The organism is Pseudomonas sp. BF-R-26, assembly GCF_019947395.1.
Taxonomy (GTDB): Bacteria; Pseudomonadota; Gammaproteobacteria; order Pseudomonadales; family Pseudomonadaceae; genus Aquipseudomonas; species Aquipseudomonas farris.
In genome coordinates, this window is sequence record NZ_JAGYGK010000007.1 from 138,059 (window position 1) to 154,917 (window position 16,859).

The following is a 16,859-nucleotide window of genomic DNA, read 5'->3' on the forward strand; positions in this document are numbered from 1 at the left end:
CGCCAAAACGCAATCAGGTACTGAAATTGATCGACAAGTACAGCGTGAATGGCACAGCCTTCGAGGTTCTGGAAAAGCTAAAGATGTTACCTCACCAGCATCTGGCGCACCGGCAATTGCCAAATGCACCGGTGGCAGTAGCGGGGTCGGATACCCTGGGGCAACAAGACGAAGAAGGTGAGCCGCCTGTTTGGGCGACCGATGACGAGATTGAGACGTTCTATCAAGACAATCTCGAAATCATGCGCCTACTGTTGAGTTTGGTTCAAGGTCTGGGCTTAGACCTATCGGAAGTCACCGACGTCTACAAGCATCACGCGAAATACTTCTGGGCTTCTGCACGTGGTGAGCGCACCGAGGGGCATCCCGATTATCATCCGCCGCCTTCAGGCTCGTGAGAGAGGTGCGGCGGGATTCCGCGATTGCAGTTTGATTGCACGCCCTTAACCCTCAGCGCAATGCAGAAGTTGTCGACGGAGCTTTACACGGTCACAGCATACCCCGGCCAGTGCCTCGTGCGGAGGCGCCTCGGCCTAACGTCTCCAAAACCGACGCGCTCGATGTGTTGTTACCGGGGAGTTGGCTTGCTGGCGATGAGACCCGTGCAGACGTCAAATTCCCCGGGGCCTCACATCAAAGACCGTTTGCATCTTAGTCACCACTTGTAGAAAATCATCGTCTTTTTGCACGAATGGATACGCGCATGAAGTTCGAGAAGACCACGCAGTACAGGTCCGCGGAAGGGATCGTCTTCAATCTGTCTCAAATCACCCTCATGGAAAGCGACCGAGGTCGCCTGCGCGAGCTGCACTTTGGCGAAGCGAAACGCGCCCATTACCAAGTCAACAGCATGGTCGTCGATATGTACGACCGAATGCAGGCTCGAAACCTGCCATGCCTGCTGACAGTCTGCATTTCCAATCCCCTCACCCGGCAGCAGGCCGATGCTATCAGCACTATGCGCGGCAACGTCGCCAAGGGAATTGCTGCGGCCTCAGGTGGCGTTGCCGGGAAGGTAGGTGCGTTGGGCGGGCCGCTCATTGGCTGGGCTTCAGGTACAGTCGTGACGACAGGTGTCAACTGGTACCTCAAAGGGGCCCTGCCGAACCTGCATGCAGGTGACGTGCTGGTCAGCATCGAGGGAGAGGTCCATGGCGGGATTGGCCCACAGCGCTCTGTCGTGACGCTGGTCATCAAGGTCTGAGGAACTGCACATGCCCTACATCATGCAAACTGTCGTCCTTCTGGTGCTGGGCGCGATCCTCGTTCAGTTTCTGAAACCATACCCGCTGCGCAAGTGGCTGGGTTTGGCGCTGCTGGCAACGGGCTTGGTCAGCATCTTCAAGGTTGGTGAGCAGCAGGTGCTGGGCTTTGACCTGGAGCTGCTAGCACTGCTGGCCGTGCCGCTGGGCGTGGTGCTTTTCCTGACGCGGCGGCGGTTCACGGAGGGGGACTGAAGCCCTGGCACGATTTCTCGGTGCCGTCTCTGACCCAAAATCATATGGGACAACAGTCGATCAACAGCGCGTTGATCGATGATCTTAGCGTTGGACCTTGCCGGCGGATTGGGGGTTACTTTGAACATACTGGTAACTCCTAACCTAGGTTAGATGCCGCCAAAATCACTGCTAAATGATGGGTGGCGACTGTAACGCAGGCCAGGTGCAGTCGGAAATGTGTAATGCCACATTGACCAGCCTCGCCAACTCTGCGGACGCGGCCTAATTCTGATCCTAGACAGCACGGATCTAGCGCACATGAAAGGTCACCGCAATCGCCAACCTTTAAAGTCAGACTATACGCACGCCTTAGGCCAAGCCGCGTTTTGCTTCTCGATCTGTGAATGGAACGTGGTTTGGAGCTGCGAGAGAATTAGCCCGGGGGCACTACAGAAGATCGTGGGCGAAGATTTCACTGCGGGGCGAATTGCGAAACTCAAAGGCCGCAAAATCAGTACAACCACGGTACAGTACTCAGCTTGAGCAACCTTCTCAAAATTACGCTTAACACCACGTATTACGGGACCTCCAGCTATGCCAACCTACGTTCACCTACGAACGCTTTCTCTAGGCATATCAGCTCGCCCAGCAACTCGTAGTTGGAATAGACGCCGTACATAAACGAATCCGGCTGTTTGTGGGCGATCTTGTCGAAAACGTCCTCGACGAAAAATCGTTCCCACATAGGGCCAATACGCGCGGAATCTGGCTGCTGTTCTGCGGCATTGAGGGTTCGCACCTGCAACCCCGAGACGCTAAAGGGCAGCACTTCACGCAGCTTTACATCCATTGTCGCTATTCCTTGTTTCTACAGTTTGTCTGTTTGATTGGCGCCAAGACGATCAACGATTGACGTCGACCACCACCCGGCCGCGCAACTGGCCGGCAAGCAGGCGCTGCGCCGCGTTAATGGCTTCGCTCAAGCCGATTTCGTGACTGATCAGCGGCAGCAAGGCGAAGTCCAGATCCTTGGCCAGGCGATCCCAGGCCAGTATCCGCTTGGCTTTGGGCTGGGTCACGCTGTTGATACCGGCCAGGGTCACGCCGCGCAAAATGAACGGCGCGACGGAGGCCGGGAAGTCCATTCCTTGGGCCAGACCGCAGGCAGCTACGGTGCCGTTGGCCCGAGTACTTGCGCAAGCATTGGCCAGGGTGTGGCTGCCGACCGAGTCGATCACCGCCGCCCAACGCTCCTTGGCCAACGGTTTGCCCGGTTCGGACAACGTGGCGCGATCGATGATTTCGCTGGCGCCCAATTGCTTGAGATATTCGTGCTCGGAGGTACGACCGGTGGATGCCACCACGCGATAGCCGAGTCTGCTCAGCAGCGCGATGGCGAAACTGCCTACGCCACCGTTGGCGCCCGTCACCAGCACTTCGCCCCGCTCGGGGTTCACGCCGTTGTGCTCCAGCGCCAGGATGCTCAGCATCGCGGTGTAACCGGCCGTGCCGATGGCCATTGCTTGCGCGGCGGTGAATGCTTTGGGCAACGGGATCAGCCAGTCGCCATTCAGGCGAGCTTTCTGTGCCAATCCGCCCCAGTGTCCTTCGCCCGCGCCCCAGCCATTGAGCAGGACTTGATCGCCGACCTTGTAGTCCGGATGACCACTGACTTCGACAGTGCCCGCCAGATCGATCCCCGGCACCATCGGGAATTTGCGCACCACCGGGCTGCTGCCGGTGATCGCCAGGCCATCCTTGAAATTCAGCGTGCTGTACGCCACACGCACCGTCACATCGCCTTCAGGCAATTGATCATCACTGATCTCTTGCAGCGTGGCCCGGTAACCGCGGTCGTCCTTGTCGATCAAAATGCCTTTGAACATCACTGCCTCCCGATGGAATCGCTCAGTTGTCGTGCTGTTGAAATAACACATGAAAACACATCGCCGTAGCCGACTTTTAGCCAATCCTCAAACTCGACTGGCCTTGGGTCAGACATTACTGATACAAATTCGCTTCTACCGACGTCGGAGAACACTGCACATGAGTCAATGGCCAGACACCCGCATTCTTGACCTGCTCGGGATCGAATTGCCGATCATCCAGGGCCCCATGGCCGGCGCGACGACGTCGGCCATGGTGATTGCGGTGAGCAACGCTGGCGGCTTGGGTTCGATGCCCGCCGCGATGCTGAGCATCGAGCAGTTGCGTGAGGAGCTGAAAACGATTCGCCAACACACCCAGCATCCGTTCAACGTCAACTTCTTCTGCCATCAACCTCCACCGCCCGATGAGCAGCGCGCCCAGGACTGGAAGAACCTGCTGGAACCGTACTATCGGGAATTGGGGGTCGATTTCGACGCACCGACGCCAGTGTCCAATCGCGCGCCGTTCGATAATGCGGCCTGCGAAGTGCTCGAAGAGTTTCGTCCTGAAGTGGTGAGTTTTCACTTCGGCCTGCCGGAAAAGTCCCTGCTGGATCGGGTAAAAGCTACGGGGGCGAAAATTCTCTCTTCGGCGACTACGGTCGAAGAAGCCGTCTGGCTGGAGCAGCATGGTTGCGACGCGATCATCGCCATGGGTTACGAAGCCGGCGGCCACCGGGGAATGTTCCTCAGTGATGACCTGAGCAGCCAGGTGGGGACCTTCGCCCTGGTGCCACAGATCGTCGATGCGGTGAAAGTGCCGGTGATTGCGGCGGGCGGGATTGGAGATGCGCGGGGCGTCGCGGCAGCTTTTCTGCTGGGCGCGTCGGCGGTCCAGGTGGGTACGGCTTATTTGTTCACGCCGGAGGCCAAGGTCAGCGCTTCTCACCAGAAGGCGTTACGCACGGCCAAGGAAAGCGAGACGGCGGTCACCAACATTTTCACCGGGCGCCCGGCGCGCGGGATTCTCAATCGGGTGATGCGTGAACTGGGACCGATGAGCGCCAAAGCGCCGGCCTTCCCACTGGCGGGCGGTGCGTTGATGCCGTTGCGGCCTAAAGGGGAAGCGGATTTCAGCAACCTTTGGGCGGGTCAGGCGTTTACGCTGGGCGTTGAAATGACTTCGGTGGAGCTGACCCGGCGGTTGGCGGATGAGGCGTTGGCCAAATTGACTCATCGCTAAACAGGCTGAGCCTGACTAAAACTTGTGGCGGGGGAGCTTTTGTGGCGAGGGGGCTTGCCCCCGTTGGACCGCGAAGCGGTCCCTCAAACAGGCCAGGCAACCTCCTCCCTCCAGCCAGACTCAGAGATTTTACGACTGCTTCGCAGCCGAACGGGGGCAAGCCCCCTCGCCACAGTCCGGTGCCAACCTTGCACTCTGCAAGTTCCGTTTACAGGCAATTCGCTATATATTCCGCTATATAGCGTCTCATCTCGCCTACCCCGGAGCCGTTTCATGATCATTCGTGCCTCACGTATTGCCCCCGCGTGCCTGTTCACCGTGTTCGCTTTCGGGTCCGCCCAGGCGGATGAAGTCCAGGTCGCTGTTGCTGCCAACTTCACCGCGCCAATGCAGGCCATCGCGGCCGATTTCGAGAAAGACACCGGGCACAAACTGGTCACCTCCTTTGGCGCAACCGGCCAGTTCTATACCCAGATCAAGAACGGCGCGCCGTTCGAAGTGTTCCTCTCGGCAGACGACACCACCCCGCAAAAACTCGAGGCCGAAGGTGATACGGTCAAAGGCTCGCGCTTCACCTACGCCGTCGGCACCCTGGCGCTGTGGTCGGCCAAGGACGGTTACGTCGATGCCAAGGGCAAGGTGCTGAGCGACAATCAGTATCAGCATCTGTCCATCGCCAACCCGAAAACCGCCCCGTATGGCCTGGCAGCCACTCAAGTGCTGACCAAGCAAGGCCTGACCGACAAGGTCAAAGACAAGATCGTTGAAGGTCAGAACATCACCCAGGCTTACCAGTTCGTTTCCACTGGTAATGCCGAACTCGGTTTTGTGGCCTTGTCGCAAATCTACAAAGACGGCAAAGTCACCAGCGGCTCGGCCTGGATCGTCCCGGCCGATCTGCATGACCCGATCAAACAAGACGCGGTGATCCTCAATAAGGGCAAGGACAACCCGGCCGCCAAGGCGTTGGTTGACTACCTCAAAGGTCCGAAAGCCGCCGCTGTCATCAAATCCTACGGTTACCAACTCTAAATGACGCTATCGAGTGCCGATTATTCCGCCATCTGGCTGACGCTCAAACTGGCGTCCCTGACAACCGTGATCCTGTTGGTCATCGGCACTCCGATTGCGTTATGGCTGTCGCGCACCCGTTCCTGGCTGCGCGGCCCGATCGGGGCGATCGTCGCCCTGCCCCTGGTGCTGCCGCCCACAGTGATCGGCTTTTATTTGTTGCTGGCGCTCGGCCCGAACGGCTGGATCGGTCAGTTCACCCAATCGCTGGGCCTTGGCACCTTGACCTTCAGTTTTGCGGGACTGGTGATCGGCTCGGTGCTGTACTCGATGCCGTTCGTGGTCCAACCACTGCAGAATGCTTTTTCCGCCATCGGCACTCGCCCACTGGAAGTGGCTGCAACCTTGCGCGCCAATCCCTGGGACACATTCTTCAGCGTGATTGTGCCGCTGGCCCGCCCCGGTTTTATCACTGCGGCCATTCTCGGTTTCGCCCATACCGTCGGCGAGTTCGGCGTTGTACTGATGATCGGCGGCAACATTCCCGACAAGACCCGCGTGGTCTCGGTGCAGATATACGATCACGTCGAAGCCATGGAATACGCCCAGGCGCATTGGCTGGCCGGGGCGATGTTGGTGTTCTCCTTTGCGGTATTGCTGGCGCTCTACTCCAGCCGTAAAACCAAAGCGGTCTGGAGCTGATCGATGATTCATACGCGCTTGAAACTGAATTACTCGGGATTCTCCCTGGATGTGGACCTGCAACTGCCCGGCCGCGGAGTGACGGCGCTTTACGGCCATTCCGGCTCGGGCAAAACCACCTGCCTGCGCTGCATCGCCGGTCTGGAACAGGCCGCGCAGGGTTTTATTCAGGTCAACGAAGAAGTCTGGCAAGACAGCGACAAGGGGATTTTCGTCCCGCCGCATAAACGCGCTTTGGGTTATGTCTTCCAGGAAGCCAGCCTGTTCCCGCATTTATCGGTGCGGGCCAATCTGGAGTTCGGCCTCAGGCGCATCCCGCGCCAACAGCGCCGGGTCGACATGGCGCATGCCACTGAGTTGCTGGGGATTGGTCATTTGCTGGGTCGTGATCCGCAGAACCTTTCTGGCGGCGAGCGCCAGCGGATCGGCATCGCTCGCGCCCTGCTCACCAGCCCGAAATTATTGCTGATGGACGAACCGCTGGCGGCGCTCGATACCCAGCGTAAGAACGAAATCCTGCCGTATCTGCAACGGCTGCACGATGAGCTGGACATCCCCGTGCTGTACGTCAGCCATTCTCAGGACGAAGTCGCGCGGCTCGCCGACCATCTCGTCCTGCTCAGCGATGGCAAGGCGCTGGCCAGCGGCCCCATCGGCGAAACCCTGGCCCGGCTCGATCTGCCGCTGGCGCTGGGCGACGACGCCGGCGTGGTGATCGAAGGACACGTCAGCGCCTATGACGCTGACTATCAGTTGTTGACCTTGCAACTGCCCAACACGGAGCTGAGCATTCGGGTCACCCATTCGCCGATGGCTGAAGGCCAGGCACTACGCTGCAAGGTCCAGGCGCGAGATGTCAGCCTGAGCCTGCAAGGCGTCGAGCAAAGCAGCATCCTCAATCGCCTGCCGGTCACGGTGATCAGTGAAATCGGCGCCGATAATGCCGCTCACGTACTGATCCGCCTGAACGCGGCCGGCACACCGCTGTTGGCGCGGATCACCCGCTATTCCCGGGATCAGTTAGGCGTGCACCCCGGACAGCAACTCTGGGCGCAAATCAAAGCGGTGGCGGTGCTGGCATAAAATCTGTCGGCACTCTCCAGGCATTCTCTAGGCACCCCGGCAACAGCGCGCGGTCAATGGCTTAACGCCCCATGATTCGTCGCACAGGATTGCCCGCCATGCCAGATACCGCGTTGCCCGATGTTCTGCCGTCCGACCTGCATTACGTCGATGACAGCCAGCCCGGCATCACCCGCAAGCGCCTGCGCGGCAAGTTTTGCTACTTCGACCCGGCGGGTCAGCGCATTACCGATCTGGATGAAATCAAACGCATCAACGCACTCGCGGTGCCGCCCGCCTACACCGACGTGTGGATTTGCCCCGACCCGCGCGGCCATCTGCAAGCCACTGGCCGCGACGCTCGCGGCCGCAAGCAATACCGTTATCACCCGCGCTGGCGGGAAGTGCGCGATGCCGACAAATATTCGCGCTTGCGGGACTTCGGCCAGGCCCTGCCGAAACTGCGCAAACATCTGGAAGCGCTGCTCGCCGCGCCCGGCTTCAGCCGCGACAAGGTCATGGCCACGGTGATTACCTTGCTCGATGCGACGCTGATCCGGGTCGGCAACACTCAATACGCCCGGGACAATCGCTCCTATGGCCTGACGACCCTGCGTAGCCGTCACGTCGAGGTCAACGGCAGTGCGATCCTGTTCCAGTTTCGCGGCAAAAGCGGCATCGAACACCAGATCACTGTAAAAGACCGGCGCCTGGCGCGGATTATCAAACGTTGCCTGGAGATTCCCGGGCAAAACCTCTTTCAGTATCTGGACGAAAACGGCGAACGGCACACCATCAGTTCCTCTGACGTCAACGCCTACTTGCAGACGCTGACCGGCGCCGATTTCACCGCCAAGGACTACCGCACCTGGGCCGGCAGTGCGTTGGCGTTGGCGGTGTTGCGCGAGCTGCAATGGGAATCGGAAGCCGACGCGAAGCGGCATGTGGTGGAAATGGTCAAAAACGTCGCCCGGCAACTGGGCAACACGCCGGCGGTTTGCCGCAAGTGCTACATCCATCCGGCGGTCGTCGATGGTTTCATGCAGGGCGCGTTATCTGAACTGCCGCGATCGAGAGGACGCAAAAGGTTGAGGGCAGAAGAAGTCGCGCTGGCTGTGCTTCTGGATAAACTTATCGAGACGGCTGAAACACCGTGAGCCATTTCAAGGCGAACTAAACCGACGAACTGACCTGCCCTTTTTTTGCGTGATTGCAGAGGGCTTCTATGCTTGATCTGAATACGAATAGCTTCGGTGACGCCATGGAAGACATTTTCGTTGTGAAACGCTGCAACAAGATCATTATTCATGGTCGCCGGGCTGGAGAACCCGATCACCCGCCACCCGACGCTGCCGTCTGGTATCGCATCGCCGATACCCGCACTCGCGGCTTCATCGGTGACGGCTTCGATCTTGAAGAGGACGCCGCGCGCGAATGTCGGCGGCTTAACGCGGTCAGCTCGCCGAAGTCCCTGCAAGCCTGAAGCTGACCGGTTTTGTTTCCGGGTCTATACTCAAAGGAGCTGAAGGATCAGCGACCCATCGGCAGAAAGCTCGCTCCCCGCGGGCTTTTTGTTGCCCTTTACCCGATTTCTTTGAACGGAGGTGTATGTCATGTCCGAGAAAGAGTCCATCACCACCCTGCTCACCCTGCTTGACTCCCGTCAGGCGCGCCTTGCCGCTGCGTGTAAGGAAATCGCCGATTGGGTTGATAATCAAGGGGGGCATCCGACAGCCCTCAGGATTCGCGATCGTCTGAACGACATCGAGAAAGACACGCCGCAGATTCGCAGCGCGCTGTCTTCACTCAAACCTGTCGAGCCGCCGCTGCCTCGTTTCAGATGAGTCGACCAAGGTACTCAAACCAGGGACAGAGCCCGAGTCAGGACGCCTGATCGGTGACATCATCGTCACCAGGATTATCCCTGCCTGCGCTACACACCAACCCGGCCAAGTTTGCCGGGCTTTTTTTGTTTGTGCTCTTTCCCATTTCACACCGCCTTCACAATTCCCCCTCTACAGTGCATCCACTCCTTTCAAGAAATCCCCTGGCCCGCCCGCATGCGGGCCTTTTTTTGCCTGCGATATAACGAACGAACGCCTTCGCCCGCCTGTCGAACGATTACATATCAAGAAGGAGATACCCCATGGTCACTCACTTCAAAATCGGCGGGCACCTGGCCTGCGGACACAAAGGCAGCAACCTGACTTCAAGCAGCATACTGACCCGCGTGAAATGCAGAAGCTGCCGCAACACCGATGCGTTCAAAGAAGCACGCAAAGCCGAACGCAACGCTGCACGTCGGGCCGCACGCAAGGCCAAAGCCACCCACACCGCCAATGACTGGCGCGCAGCCTGGACCCAGCGGCTGATTGAAATGCCCGGACTGCAAAGACTGCCGCGTGGTTTTACTGGCCAGCCATTCGTGTAGCTGACTCCTTGATCCCAACATGGGGCGCTATAGGAGAGGAAATACCGATGAACAGACTTCTTCTGCTTCTGATCGTCTGCCTGTGCCCCACGTGGGTGATGGCGCAAGGATGCGACGTCAAAACCCGATCCCAAAGCCCTTCAGTTCCCGTGATCGAAACACACTCCTGCTATGAGTACGATGGCATGCCCGTGGACTCTATTGATTGGTCCTGCAGCAACGAGAGCAAGGAAATGCTGACCAGCACCAAGAAAAAAGTCGCACAGTGCGGCGATCACTATCGGGCTACCTGCCTGGGCACATTGACTGCAGAGGCGCTGGCCAACCCTCAGTCCATCAGCAAGGACAAGAACAGCAAACCGCTGAACATCCCCGACAATGCCCAGGTCATCACGTATTACTACAGCATCGAGAACCTGCCGCAGGCCAAGATCGATTGCGAAACCGGCGGGGGGAAATGGACGGAGAAGTAGGTGTTTGATGTGGATCTGTAGCAGATGCAACGCGTGCGTCGCGGCTGAAATGCTTAACCGACTGGCATCGAGGAGGCAGAAACGACAAAGGCCTGCATGAGAAACCTCATGCAGGCCTTTGATAAATATGGTGCCCGAAGCCGGAATCGAACCGGCACGCCCTTACGAGCGGGGGATTTTAAGTCCCATGCGTCTACCAGTTTCGCCATTCGGGCGGTAGCGCGGTAAAGCGGTCTGAAGACTGACCAATAACGATCTGGCAGTTCTGACGCTTGTGCAACAGAGGGGGAAATATATACATCCCGCCCCGGTGAAGCAAGTTCGCAAAGATCCTTTTCAAGACTAAATCTTGCAGGACTGCGAAAATAAAAAAGCTCCGTAGATCATGGATCTACGGAGCTCGTTTAAAGTGGAGGCCGAAGTCGGAATCGAACCGGCGTAGGTGGATTTGCAATCCACTGCATAACCATTTTGCTATTCGGCCTCAAACATCTGATGTCAGTAGCACAACATCAAACGTGTAAACTCGTATCTGGAAACAAGATTCTAATCTAGCTTCCAACCCTTTGAAATCTAAGGGGTTTTCGTCTTCCCTAAGCAGGAATGGACGCAATTCTGGACTGGTTCGAAAGGCATGTCAAGAACTGGAGGAAAAAAATTCGAGATGCGCGATCGCCAATACCCGGTCGCTTTCGAGCCTAACACTTCAGCGCCACAAAAAACGCTACCTATCGCAAGATGAGTGTCGGTTTTTGTACCCCAGAAAGATCGCCGCCTTTTAATGACTGACCGCCACCACCCGTTGCAACCGCTGTCGATACTGGCTGGGCGTCTCCTGCATTTCATGGCGGAAGTGTCGATTGAAGTTCGACAGGTTGGCATACCCCACCTCAAAGCAGATATCCGCAACGCTGAAACTGCTTTGCGCCAGCAAACGGCAGGCACGCTGGACTCGCAGTTTGCGCGTCAGATCGACGAAGGTATGCCCAGTGGCGCGCTTGAAGAATTTGGAGAAGGCCGGTTCGTTCATGTCCAGGCGCTGGGCAATGACGGACATCCGCAGCTCATCCGCGAGATCGTTGAGAATGTAGTCGAAGACAATGCTCATGCGCTGGGCCGTCAATGCGTCGAGCATCGGCGCATATTGCAGGCTGGCGAGCGTCTGCCTTTCACTTTCGGGGGCCGATGCCAGCAACTGCAGCAACGACAGGAACAGGCAGAGCCGCTGCAATCCTTCGCACTGGCCCATGTCTTCCAGCAGTCGGGCCGCTTTCTTGCGGGTCACGCCATGAAACTGGATGCCCTGGGCCGCCTGGCGAAACAGGCTTTGCAATTCACTGAGCTCAGGGACCTTGTCGCGCAGTTGCATCAGCATCTGACCATCGAATTGCAACACGACGTCGCGGCCGGCAATCACCTTCCCTTTGCCCAGATCGCTGATCCAGTCGTGAGGCAGGCCAGGGCCGATCAGGGCGACATGCCCGGCCTCGAACAGGCCGATGTAGTCACCTGCCAATAGCCGGCCACTGCCTTCGCGAATCAGGTGGATCTCGAATTCCGGATGATGGTTCCAGCGAGCAAGGTCGAAGGGATAGTCATGCTCATACCAACGAAAGCTGTGCTGGGGCTCGTTTAGAATGACTTCAAGCGCTGGCGGCTTGTCTGCAGTTACGTGATGGTTCATCACCCTGGCGATTCCATTTTTGTTGGTTTTATCAAGGCTACCGCGAAGCCCGGGACGAATCGAAGCTGATTCGAAACGCTACGGCGCTGTTATCAGACTCACCCTAAACGGACAGTAAGCCTAGCGCGCTGTATGGCGGCCACTGATACTTTTTTTCCATGGTCCTGCGCGGTTAAAAAAGTATCAGTGGCGCGTATGCCGTTCATTTGTTCACCGCTTGGGTTGCTGTAATCCTGTAGTCATCCCGTTGCGGCGATGACTCGCACAGTGGACTACAACAACAATAAGAGCCTCTGCCGCCCAAGGCGCAGAGCGGAGAACACGATGAAGATCATTCCAAGCGCGTTTTTTCTGTCCGCCGGCCTGTCCTCTGCCCTGCTCTGCCAGGCTGCCGAAACGGTGACCATCGCCACCGTGAACAACAGCGACATGATCCGCATGCAGCGGCTGTCCAAAACATTCGAACAGCAGCACCCGGACGTGAAGCTCAACTGGGTGGTACTCGAAGAGAACGTGTTGCGTCAGCGCCTGACCACTGACATTGCCACTCAGGGTGGTCAATTCGACGTGCTCACCATCGGCACTTACGAAACACCGCTGTGGGGCGCCAAGCATTGGCTGGAACCGATGAAAGATCTGCCCGCCAGCTATGACCTCGAGGATATTTTCCCCTCGGTTCGTCAGGGACTGTCAGTCAACGACACGCTCTATGCCCTGCCGTTCTATGGCGAAAGCACCATCACCTATTACCGTACCGATCTGTTCAAGAACGCCGGCCTGACCATGCCCGAGCACCCGACCTGGACGCAGCTCGGCGAGTTCGCCGGCAAGCTGCATCAGCCGGATAAAGAGCAGTATGGAATGTGCCTGCGTGGCAAGGCCGGTTGGGGTGAAAACATGGCCCTGCTGACCACCATGTCCAACGCTTTTGGCGCGCGCTGGTTCAACGAGCAGTGGCAGCCGCAACTCACCGGGCCGGAATGGACCGCTGCGGCCAACTTCTACGTCAACACCCTCAAGCAGTACGGCCCGCCGGGTGTTTCGAGCAATGGTTTCAACGAGACGCTGGCCCTGTTCAACAGCGGCAAATGCGCGATCTGGGTCGATGCCAGCGTCGCCGGCTCCTTCATCACCGACAAAACCCAAAGCAAAGTGGCTGACAACGTCGGCTTCGTCGCGGCGCCCACGCAAGTCACCGACAAGGGCTCGTCCTGGCTCTATGCCTGGTCGCTGGCTATTCCTGCGACGTCCAAGCACAAGGAAGCGGCCAAAGCCTTTGTGACTTGGGCGACCTCCAAGGAATACATCCAACTGGTCGCCGAGAAGGATGGCATCACCAACGTACCGCCGGGCACACGGATGTCCACCTACAGCGACGCCTACTTGCAGGCCGCGCCCTTCGCAAATGTCACGCTGAAAATGATGCAGCACGCCGACCCTGCGCACCCCTCAGTCCAACCGGTGCCCTACGTCGGTATCCAGTACGTGACCATTCCTGAGTTTCAGGCCATCGGCACGTCGGTCGGCAAGCTGCTGTCCGCGGCGCTCACCGGGCAGATGCCGGTGGAGCAGGCCCTGGCATCGGCCCAGCAAACCACCGAACGCGAGATGAAACGCGCTGGTTATCCCAAGTAGCAACGGCTTGGTGCAATCCCTGTGGGAGCGGGCTTGCCCGCGAAGAGGCCGGCACATTCAACATTGATGTCGTCTGACACGCCGCCTTCGCGGGCAAGCCCGCTCCCACAGGGTTCTTCGCAGACTGACGACCGCCTTTAGTGCCCTCAACGGGGGCGTCTCTATAGCTCTAATGAATGGATGGAAAAAATGAAACGTCTGGAAGGAAAAAGCGCCCTTATCACCGGTTCTGCCAGAGGCATCGGGAGAACGTTCGCGCAGGCCTATATCCGCGAAGGCGCTACGGTCGCAATCGCAGACATCAACCTGGAACGCGCGCAAGCCACCGCTGCCGAACTGGGGCCGAATGCCTATGCGGTCGAGATGGACGTGACCGATCAGCAATCAATCGACGGCGCCATCGCCGCGGTCATCGCCACCGCAGGCAAGCTCGATATCCTGATCAACAACGCGGCACTGTTTGATCTCGCGCCGATTACGGAGATTTCTCGCGACAGCTACGAACGGCTGTTCTCGATCAATGTGTCCGGCACCCTGTTTACGCTGCAGGCCGCGGCCAAGCAGATGATCAGCCAGGGCCACGGCGGCAAGATCATCAACATGGCCAGTCAGGCCGGTCGGCGCGGTGAAGCGCTTGTCGCGGTGTATTGCGCGACCAAAGCCGCGGTGATCAGCCTCACGCAATCGGCCGGTCTCAATCTCATTCCCCACAAGATCAATGTGAATGCCATCGCACCGGGTGTGGTGGACGGTGAGCATTGGGATGGCGTCGATGCGCTGTTCGCCAAATATGAAAACCGGCCGCTCGGGGAAAAGAAAAAGCTGGCGGGTCAGGAAGTCCCGTACGGACGCATGGGCACGGCAGACGATCTTGTCGGTATGGCGATCTTTTTGGCATCGGCCGAGAGCGAGTACATCGTGGCGCAGACTTATAACGTCGATGGCGGCAACTGGATGAGCTGACGGGCATTGAACCCGACTTAAAGTCTGTACCGAAAAGGCCATGTCTACTGCACCGTAGACATGGCCTTCTTACGCTCAATCCAGGGCCAGCCCATGCCTCAAAGACGAAACCGATCCACCGACTGCGAAAGCTGGCCCGCCAAAGTGGACAGCTCATCGGTGGTCGAGGCGGTCTGGTTGATGACCTTGCTGTTGCCTTCGGACATGCCGGCAATCATTTCCACCTGATGAGCGATTTCGTTACTGGCCAGGCTCTGTTCACCGATCGTGCGGCTGATGTCATTGACCAGTTCAGTGGTGCTGAGCGTGGCCTGGAGGATTTCGCGAATGGCGCGCTCGACGTCGGCGGTTACCGCCATGCCTTTGTCGACCTGTGCAACGCCCGCCTCCATGCTGGTGACCGCCTCACGGGTGCTTTGCTGGATGCGCGCGACCATGGCGGCGATTTCCTGGGTGGAGGCGCTGGTGCGGCCCGCCAGGCTGCGCACCTCATCGGCCACCACGGCAAAACCACGACCCTGTTCACCCGCGCGAGCGGCCTCGATGGCGGCGTTAAGTGCCAACAGGTTGGTTTGATCGGCGATGCCCTTGATCACCTGAATGATGCTGAAAATCCCCTCGGACTCCTTGTCCAGGGTGCGGATCACCTGGGCCGACTGCTGCGCCGAACGTGCAATACCGTCCATGTCGCTGACCACCTGATGGATCACCCGACCGCCGTCTTTGGCCAGTTCCTCAGCCTGGTTGGCCATGTCCAGTGCACGCTCGGCATGCCGGGTGATTTCTTCGATGCTCGCGGTCATCTCACTGGCGGCCGCGGCCATGGTGCTGGCGGCGACGCTTTGCTGCTGGCTGCTGCCCGCGACCTGATGGCAGCCACTGCTCAATTGTTGGCTCATGCCGCTCACGCCGTGGGCGTTGCTGCGAACCACCTCGATCATGCCGCGCAGGTCGCGTTGCATGGTCGCCAGGCTGCGAATCAAGGTGCTGGCTTCGTCTTTGCGGGTGGGCTCAATAATAGGTTCGCTCAAGTTGCCATGGGCGATGCTTTCGGCAATACGACTGGCAATCTGCAACGGCCCCATGATGCTCAGGATGACCCAGCGCCCTTGGGCAAGCAGCAGTAACAAACTGGCGATGAGGACCGTGCCGAGAGTGAAATTGGCACTGCTGATAGCTTGCTGAGTGCCCGCACTGGTCTGTTGGGTGTTGGTTTCGATCAGCTCGCTGAGAGTGCCCATCTGGTCTTCCAGTTGGCTGAACGCGGTATTGAACGTGCCGAGTTGCTGCTGTGCGGTATCCGGATTTTCCAGCGCCAGCGCGACAATGCGTTCGGCGGCACTGATGTACGTATCAAGGCTAGGCTTGAGCTTGTCCAGTGCGGCCTTGAGGGTGGCGTTGACCGGCAACTTGAGGTTGTCACCGAGCACCTCACGAAAACGCGCCGCATGTTCATTGATGGAGCTGCGCGCCTCGGTTTTGCTGCTGTCGCTTTTACCCAGCCCGACCAGCATTGCCGAGAGCACATCCGCGCGCAGCGCATCGTGCATCATGTCGGCTTCGAGGTGGTTGCGCAGCGCGGTCATGCTGACCTCGTTGTCACTCACCGCTTCAGCCATCCGGGTATTTCCCAGATAGCTGACCAGACTCACGATCAGGGCGGTGAGCAAACTGGTGCCGATCAACAAAAACAAACGCAACTTTATGGACATTGATGATTCCCCTGGCGGCATCTGCATGGTCGGCTGACTTGCTTTGCTCTTGGGGTTATCGACTGTTCCAAGCGGTTACTTAGGCTTATTTCCATTTGAGTCGGTTTTTACGACCTGCGGTATGCCCTTATCGCGTTTGATCTTGTGATTGGCCGACGCAGCGTCCTCAGTGCCCGCGAATGTAGTGCTCCAGTTGCCGAATCAAATCGGCCTGCTCAACGATGGCTTCCTTGACCAGATCACCGATCGACAACAGCCCGATCAGCTCACCGCTCTCCAGCACGGGCAGATGGCGCAAATGACTGTCGGTCATGACCGCCATGCAGCGCTCGATACTCTGCTGACTGTCGGCGGTCACCACCGGCGCACTCATGATCTCGCGCACTGGCGTACCGACCGAAGAACGGCCCTGTAGAACCACCTTACGCGCATAGTCGCGCTCGCTGATGACGCCGACCACCTGCCCGTCTTCGATGACAGGCAACGCGCCGACGTTCTTCTCGGCCATCATTTTCAGGGCGTCGAGGACCATCTGGTCCGGCGCAATGCTGTGCACCTGCTGGTTTTGCACGACTTTCAGTTTCAGCAACTGTGCGGCTGTCTTCATCAACGTTCTCCGATACGGTTCAGGGCAGC

The 16,859-nt window shown here is 58.4% G+C and carries 18 protein-coding genes, 2 tRNA genes and 2 pseudogenes; 14 read left to right on the forward strand and 8 right to left on the reverse strand.

All coding sequences use genetic code 11. The features are described from left to right. Positions 1–26 precede the first annotated feature (26 nt). The 3 genes from KGB18_RS12075 (at position 27) to KGB18_RS12085 (ending at position 1,457) form a co-directional block, all read left to right on the forward strand. Positions 27–398 (forward strand): hypothetical protein, encoded by a 372-nt coding sequence (locus KGB18_RS12075; protein WP_223569970.1) that lies wholly within the window; start codon positions 27–29, stop codon positions 396–398. Positions 399–703: 305 nt separating this feature from the next. After that, on the forward strand, positions 704–1,204 hold the full coding sequence (locus KGB18_RS12080) for a hypothetical protein (protein ID WP_187326487.1): 501 nt from the start codon (positions 704–706) through the stop codon (positions 1,202–1,204). A 10-nt stretch (positions 1,205–1,214) separates the two neighbouring features. Next, complete coding sequence (locus tag KGB18_RS12085) at positions 1,215–1,457, forward strand: hypothetical protein (protein ID WP_054594326.1); 243 nt, start codon at positions 1,215–1,217, stop codon at positions 1,455–1,457. 634 nt (positions 1,458–2,091) lie between these two features. On the opposite strand, the pseudogene KGB18_RS12090 reads toward KGB18_RS12085, so the two are convergent. Both KGB18_RS12090 and KGB18_RS12095 read right to left on the reverse strand, forming a co-directional pair. Further along, positions 2,092–2,289 (reverse strand): annotated as a pseudogene (locus KGB18_RS12090) (AraC family transcriptional regulator); the annotation flags it as partial. 52 nt (positions 2,290–2,341) lie between these two features. Then, entirely contained in the window at positions 2,342–3,325 is a 984-nt protein-coding gene (locus tag KGB18_RS12095) for an MDR family oxidoreductase (RefSeq protein ID WP_223569971.1), read from the reverse strand. A gap of 160 nt (positions 3,326–3,485) precedes the next feature. Between KGB18_RS12095 and KGB18_RS12100 the strand changes: the two genes are divergently transcribed. From KGB18_RS12100 to KGB18_RS12140, 9 genes are all read left to right on the forward strand, one after another. Continuing rightward, positions 3,486–4,550, forward strand: a complete 1,065-nt coding sequence (locus KGB18_RS12100; protein ID WP_123722623.1) for an NAD(P)H-dependent flavin oxidoreductase — start codon at positions 3,486–3,488, stop codon at positions 4,548–4,550. Between the two features lie 273 nt (positions 4,551–4,823). Then, positions 4,824–5,582: a molybdate ABC transporter substrate-binding protein gene (modA, locus tag KGB18_RS12105; protein ID WP_223569972.1), complete on the forward strand. Its 759-nt coding sequence runs from the start codon at positions 4,824–4,826 to the stop codon at positions 5,580–5,582. Further along, positions 5,583–6,263, forward strand: a complete 681-nt coding sequence (gene modB, locus KGB18_RS12110; RefSeq protein ID WP_223569973.1) for a molybdate ABC transporter permease subunit — start codon at positions 5,583–5,585, stop codon at positions 6,261–6,263. Positions 6,264–6,266: 3 nt separating this feature from the next. Then, on the forward strand, positions 6,267–7,346 hold the full coding sequence (modC, locus tag KGB18_RS12115) for a molybdenum ABC transporter ATP-binding protein (protein WP_223569974.1): 1,080 nt from the start codon (positions 6,267–6,269) through the stop codon (positions 7,344–7,346). Positions 7,347–7,444: 98 nt separating this feature from the next. Beyond that, positions 7,445–8,482 (forward strand): DNA topoisomerase IB, encoded by a 1,038-nt coding sequence (locus KGB18_RS12120; RefSeq protein WP_223569975.1) that lies wholly within the window; start codon positions 7,445–7,447, stop codon positions 8,480–8,482. A gap of 68 nt (positions 8,483–8,550) precedes the next feature. Beyond that, positions 8,551–8,808 (forward strand): hypothetical protein, encoded by a 258-nt coding sequence (locus tag KGB18_RS12125; protein WP_123722619.1) that lies wholly within the window; start codon positions 8,551–8,553, stop codon positions 8,806–8,808. 130 nt (positions 8,809–8,938) lie between these two features. Further along, the gene (locus KGB18_RS12130) at positions 8,939–9,169 is read left to right on the forward strand and encodes a hypothetical protein (protein WP_008012835.1); all 231 of its coding nucleotides are present in this window, start codon (positions 8,939–8,941) and stop codon (positions 9,167–9,169) included. 302 nt (positions 9,170–9,471) lie between these two features. Then, entirely contained in the window at positions 9,472–9,756 is a 285-nt protein-coding gene (locus KGB18_RS12135; RefSeq protein ID WP_095053683.1) for a hypothetical protein, read from the forward strand. 47 nt (positions 9,757–9,803) lie between these two features. Continuing rightward, positions 9,804–10,229, forward strand: coding sequence for a hypothetical protein (locus tag KGB18_RS12140; RefSeq protein ID WP_223569976.1), 426 nt, complete (start codon positions 9,804–9,806; stop codon positions 10,227–10,229). Between the two features lie 128 nt (positions 10,230–10,357). On the opposite strand, the gene KGB18_RS12145 is transcribed toward KGB18_RS12140, so the two are convergent. From KGB18_RS12145 to KGB18_RS12155, 3 genes are all read right to left on the reverse strand, one after another. Then, positions 10,358–10,444 (reverse strand) — tRNA-Leu (locus KGB18_RS12145). 195 nt (positions 10,445–10,639) lie between these two features. After that, positions 10,640–10,713 (reverse strand) — tRNA-Cys (locus KGB18_RS12150). A 294-nt stretch (positions 10,714–11,007) separates the two neighbouring features. After that, positions 11,008–11,913 (reverse strand): helix-turn-helix domain-containing protein, encoded by a 906-nt coding sequence (locus KGB18_RS12155; protein ID WP_223569977.1) that lies wholly within the window; start codon positions 11,911–11,913, stop codon positions 11,008–11,010. A gap of 324 nt (positions 11,914–12,237) precedes the next feature. Here KGB18_RS12155 and KGB18_RS12160 point away from each other — a divergent pair, with 324 nt between their 5' ends. Continuing rightward, complete coding sequence (locus KGB18_RS12160) at positions 12,238–13,548, forward strand: ABC transporter substrate-binding protein (RefSeq protein WP_201062141.1); 1,311 nt, start codon at positions 12,238–12,240, stop codon at positions 13,546–13,548. Positions 13,549–13,737: 189 nt separating this feature from the next. Beyond that, entirely contained in the window at positions 13,738–14,511 is a 774-nt protein-coding gene (locus KGB18_RS12165) for an L-iditol 2-dehydrogenase (protein WP_123721828.1), read from the forward strand. Between the two features lie 98 nt (positions 14,512–14,609). Here KGB18_RS12165 and KGB18_RS30040 read toward each other — a convergent pair whose 3' ends face one another. The 3 genes and pseudogenes from KGB18_RS30040 to KGB18_RS12175 form a co-directional block, all read right to left on the reverse strand. Beyond that, a complete protein-coding gene (locus tag KGB18_RS30040) occupies positions 14,610–15,473 on the reverse strand; it encodes a methyl-accepting chemotaxis protein (protein ID WP_409999785.1) in 864 nt (287 codons plus the stop codon). Further along, a pseudogene (locus KGB18_RS30045) lies at positions 15,468–16,250 on the reverse strand (MCP four helix bundle domain-containing protein); the annotation flags it as partial. The pseudogene KGB18_RS30045 and the gene KGB18_RS30040, both read right to left, overlap by 6 nt. Positions 16,251–16,389: 139 nt before the next feature. Then, positions 16,390–16,830: a CBS domain-containing protein gene (locus KGB18_RS12175; RefSeq protein ID WP_008071340.1), complete on the reverse strand. Its 441-nt coding sequence runs from the start codon at positions 16,828–16,830 to the stop codon at positions 16,390–16,392. Positions 16,831–16,859 lie beyond the last annotated feature (29 nt).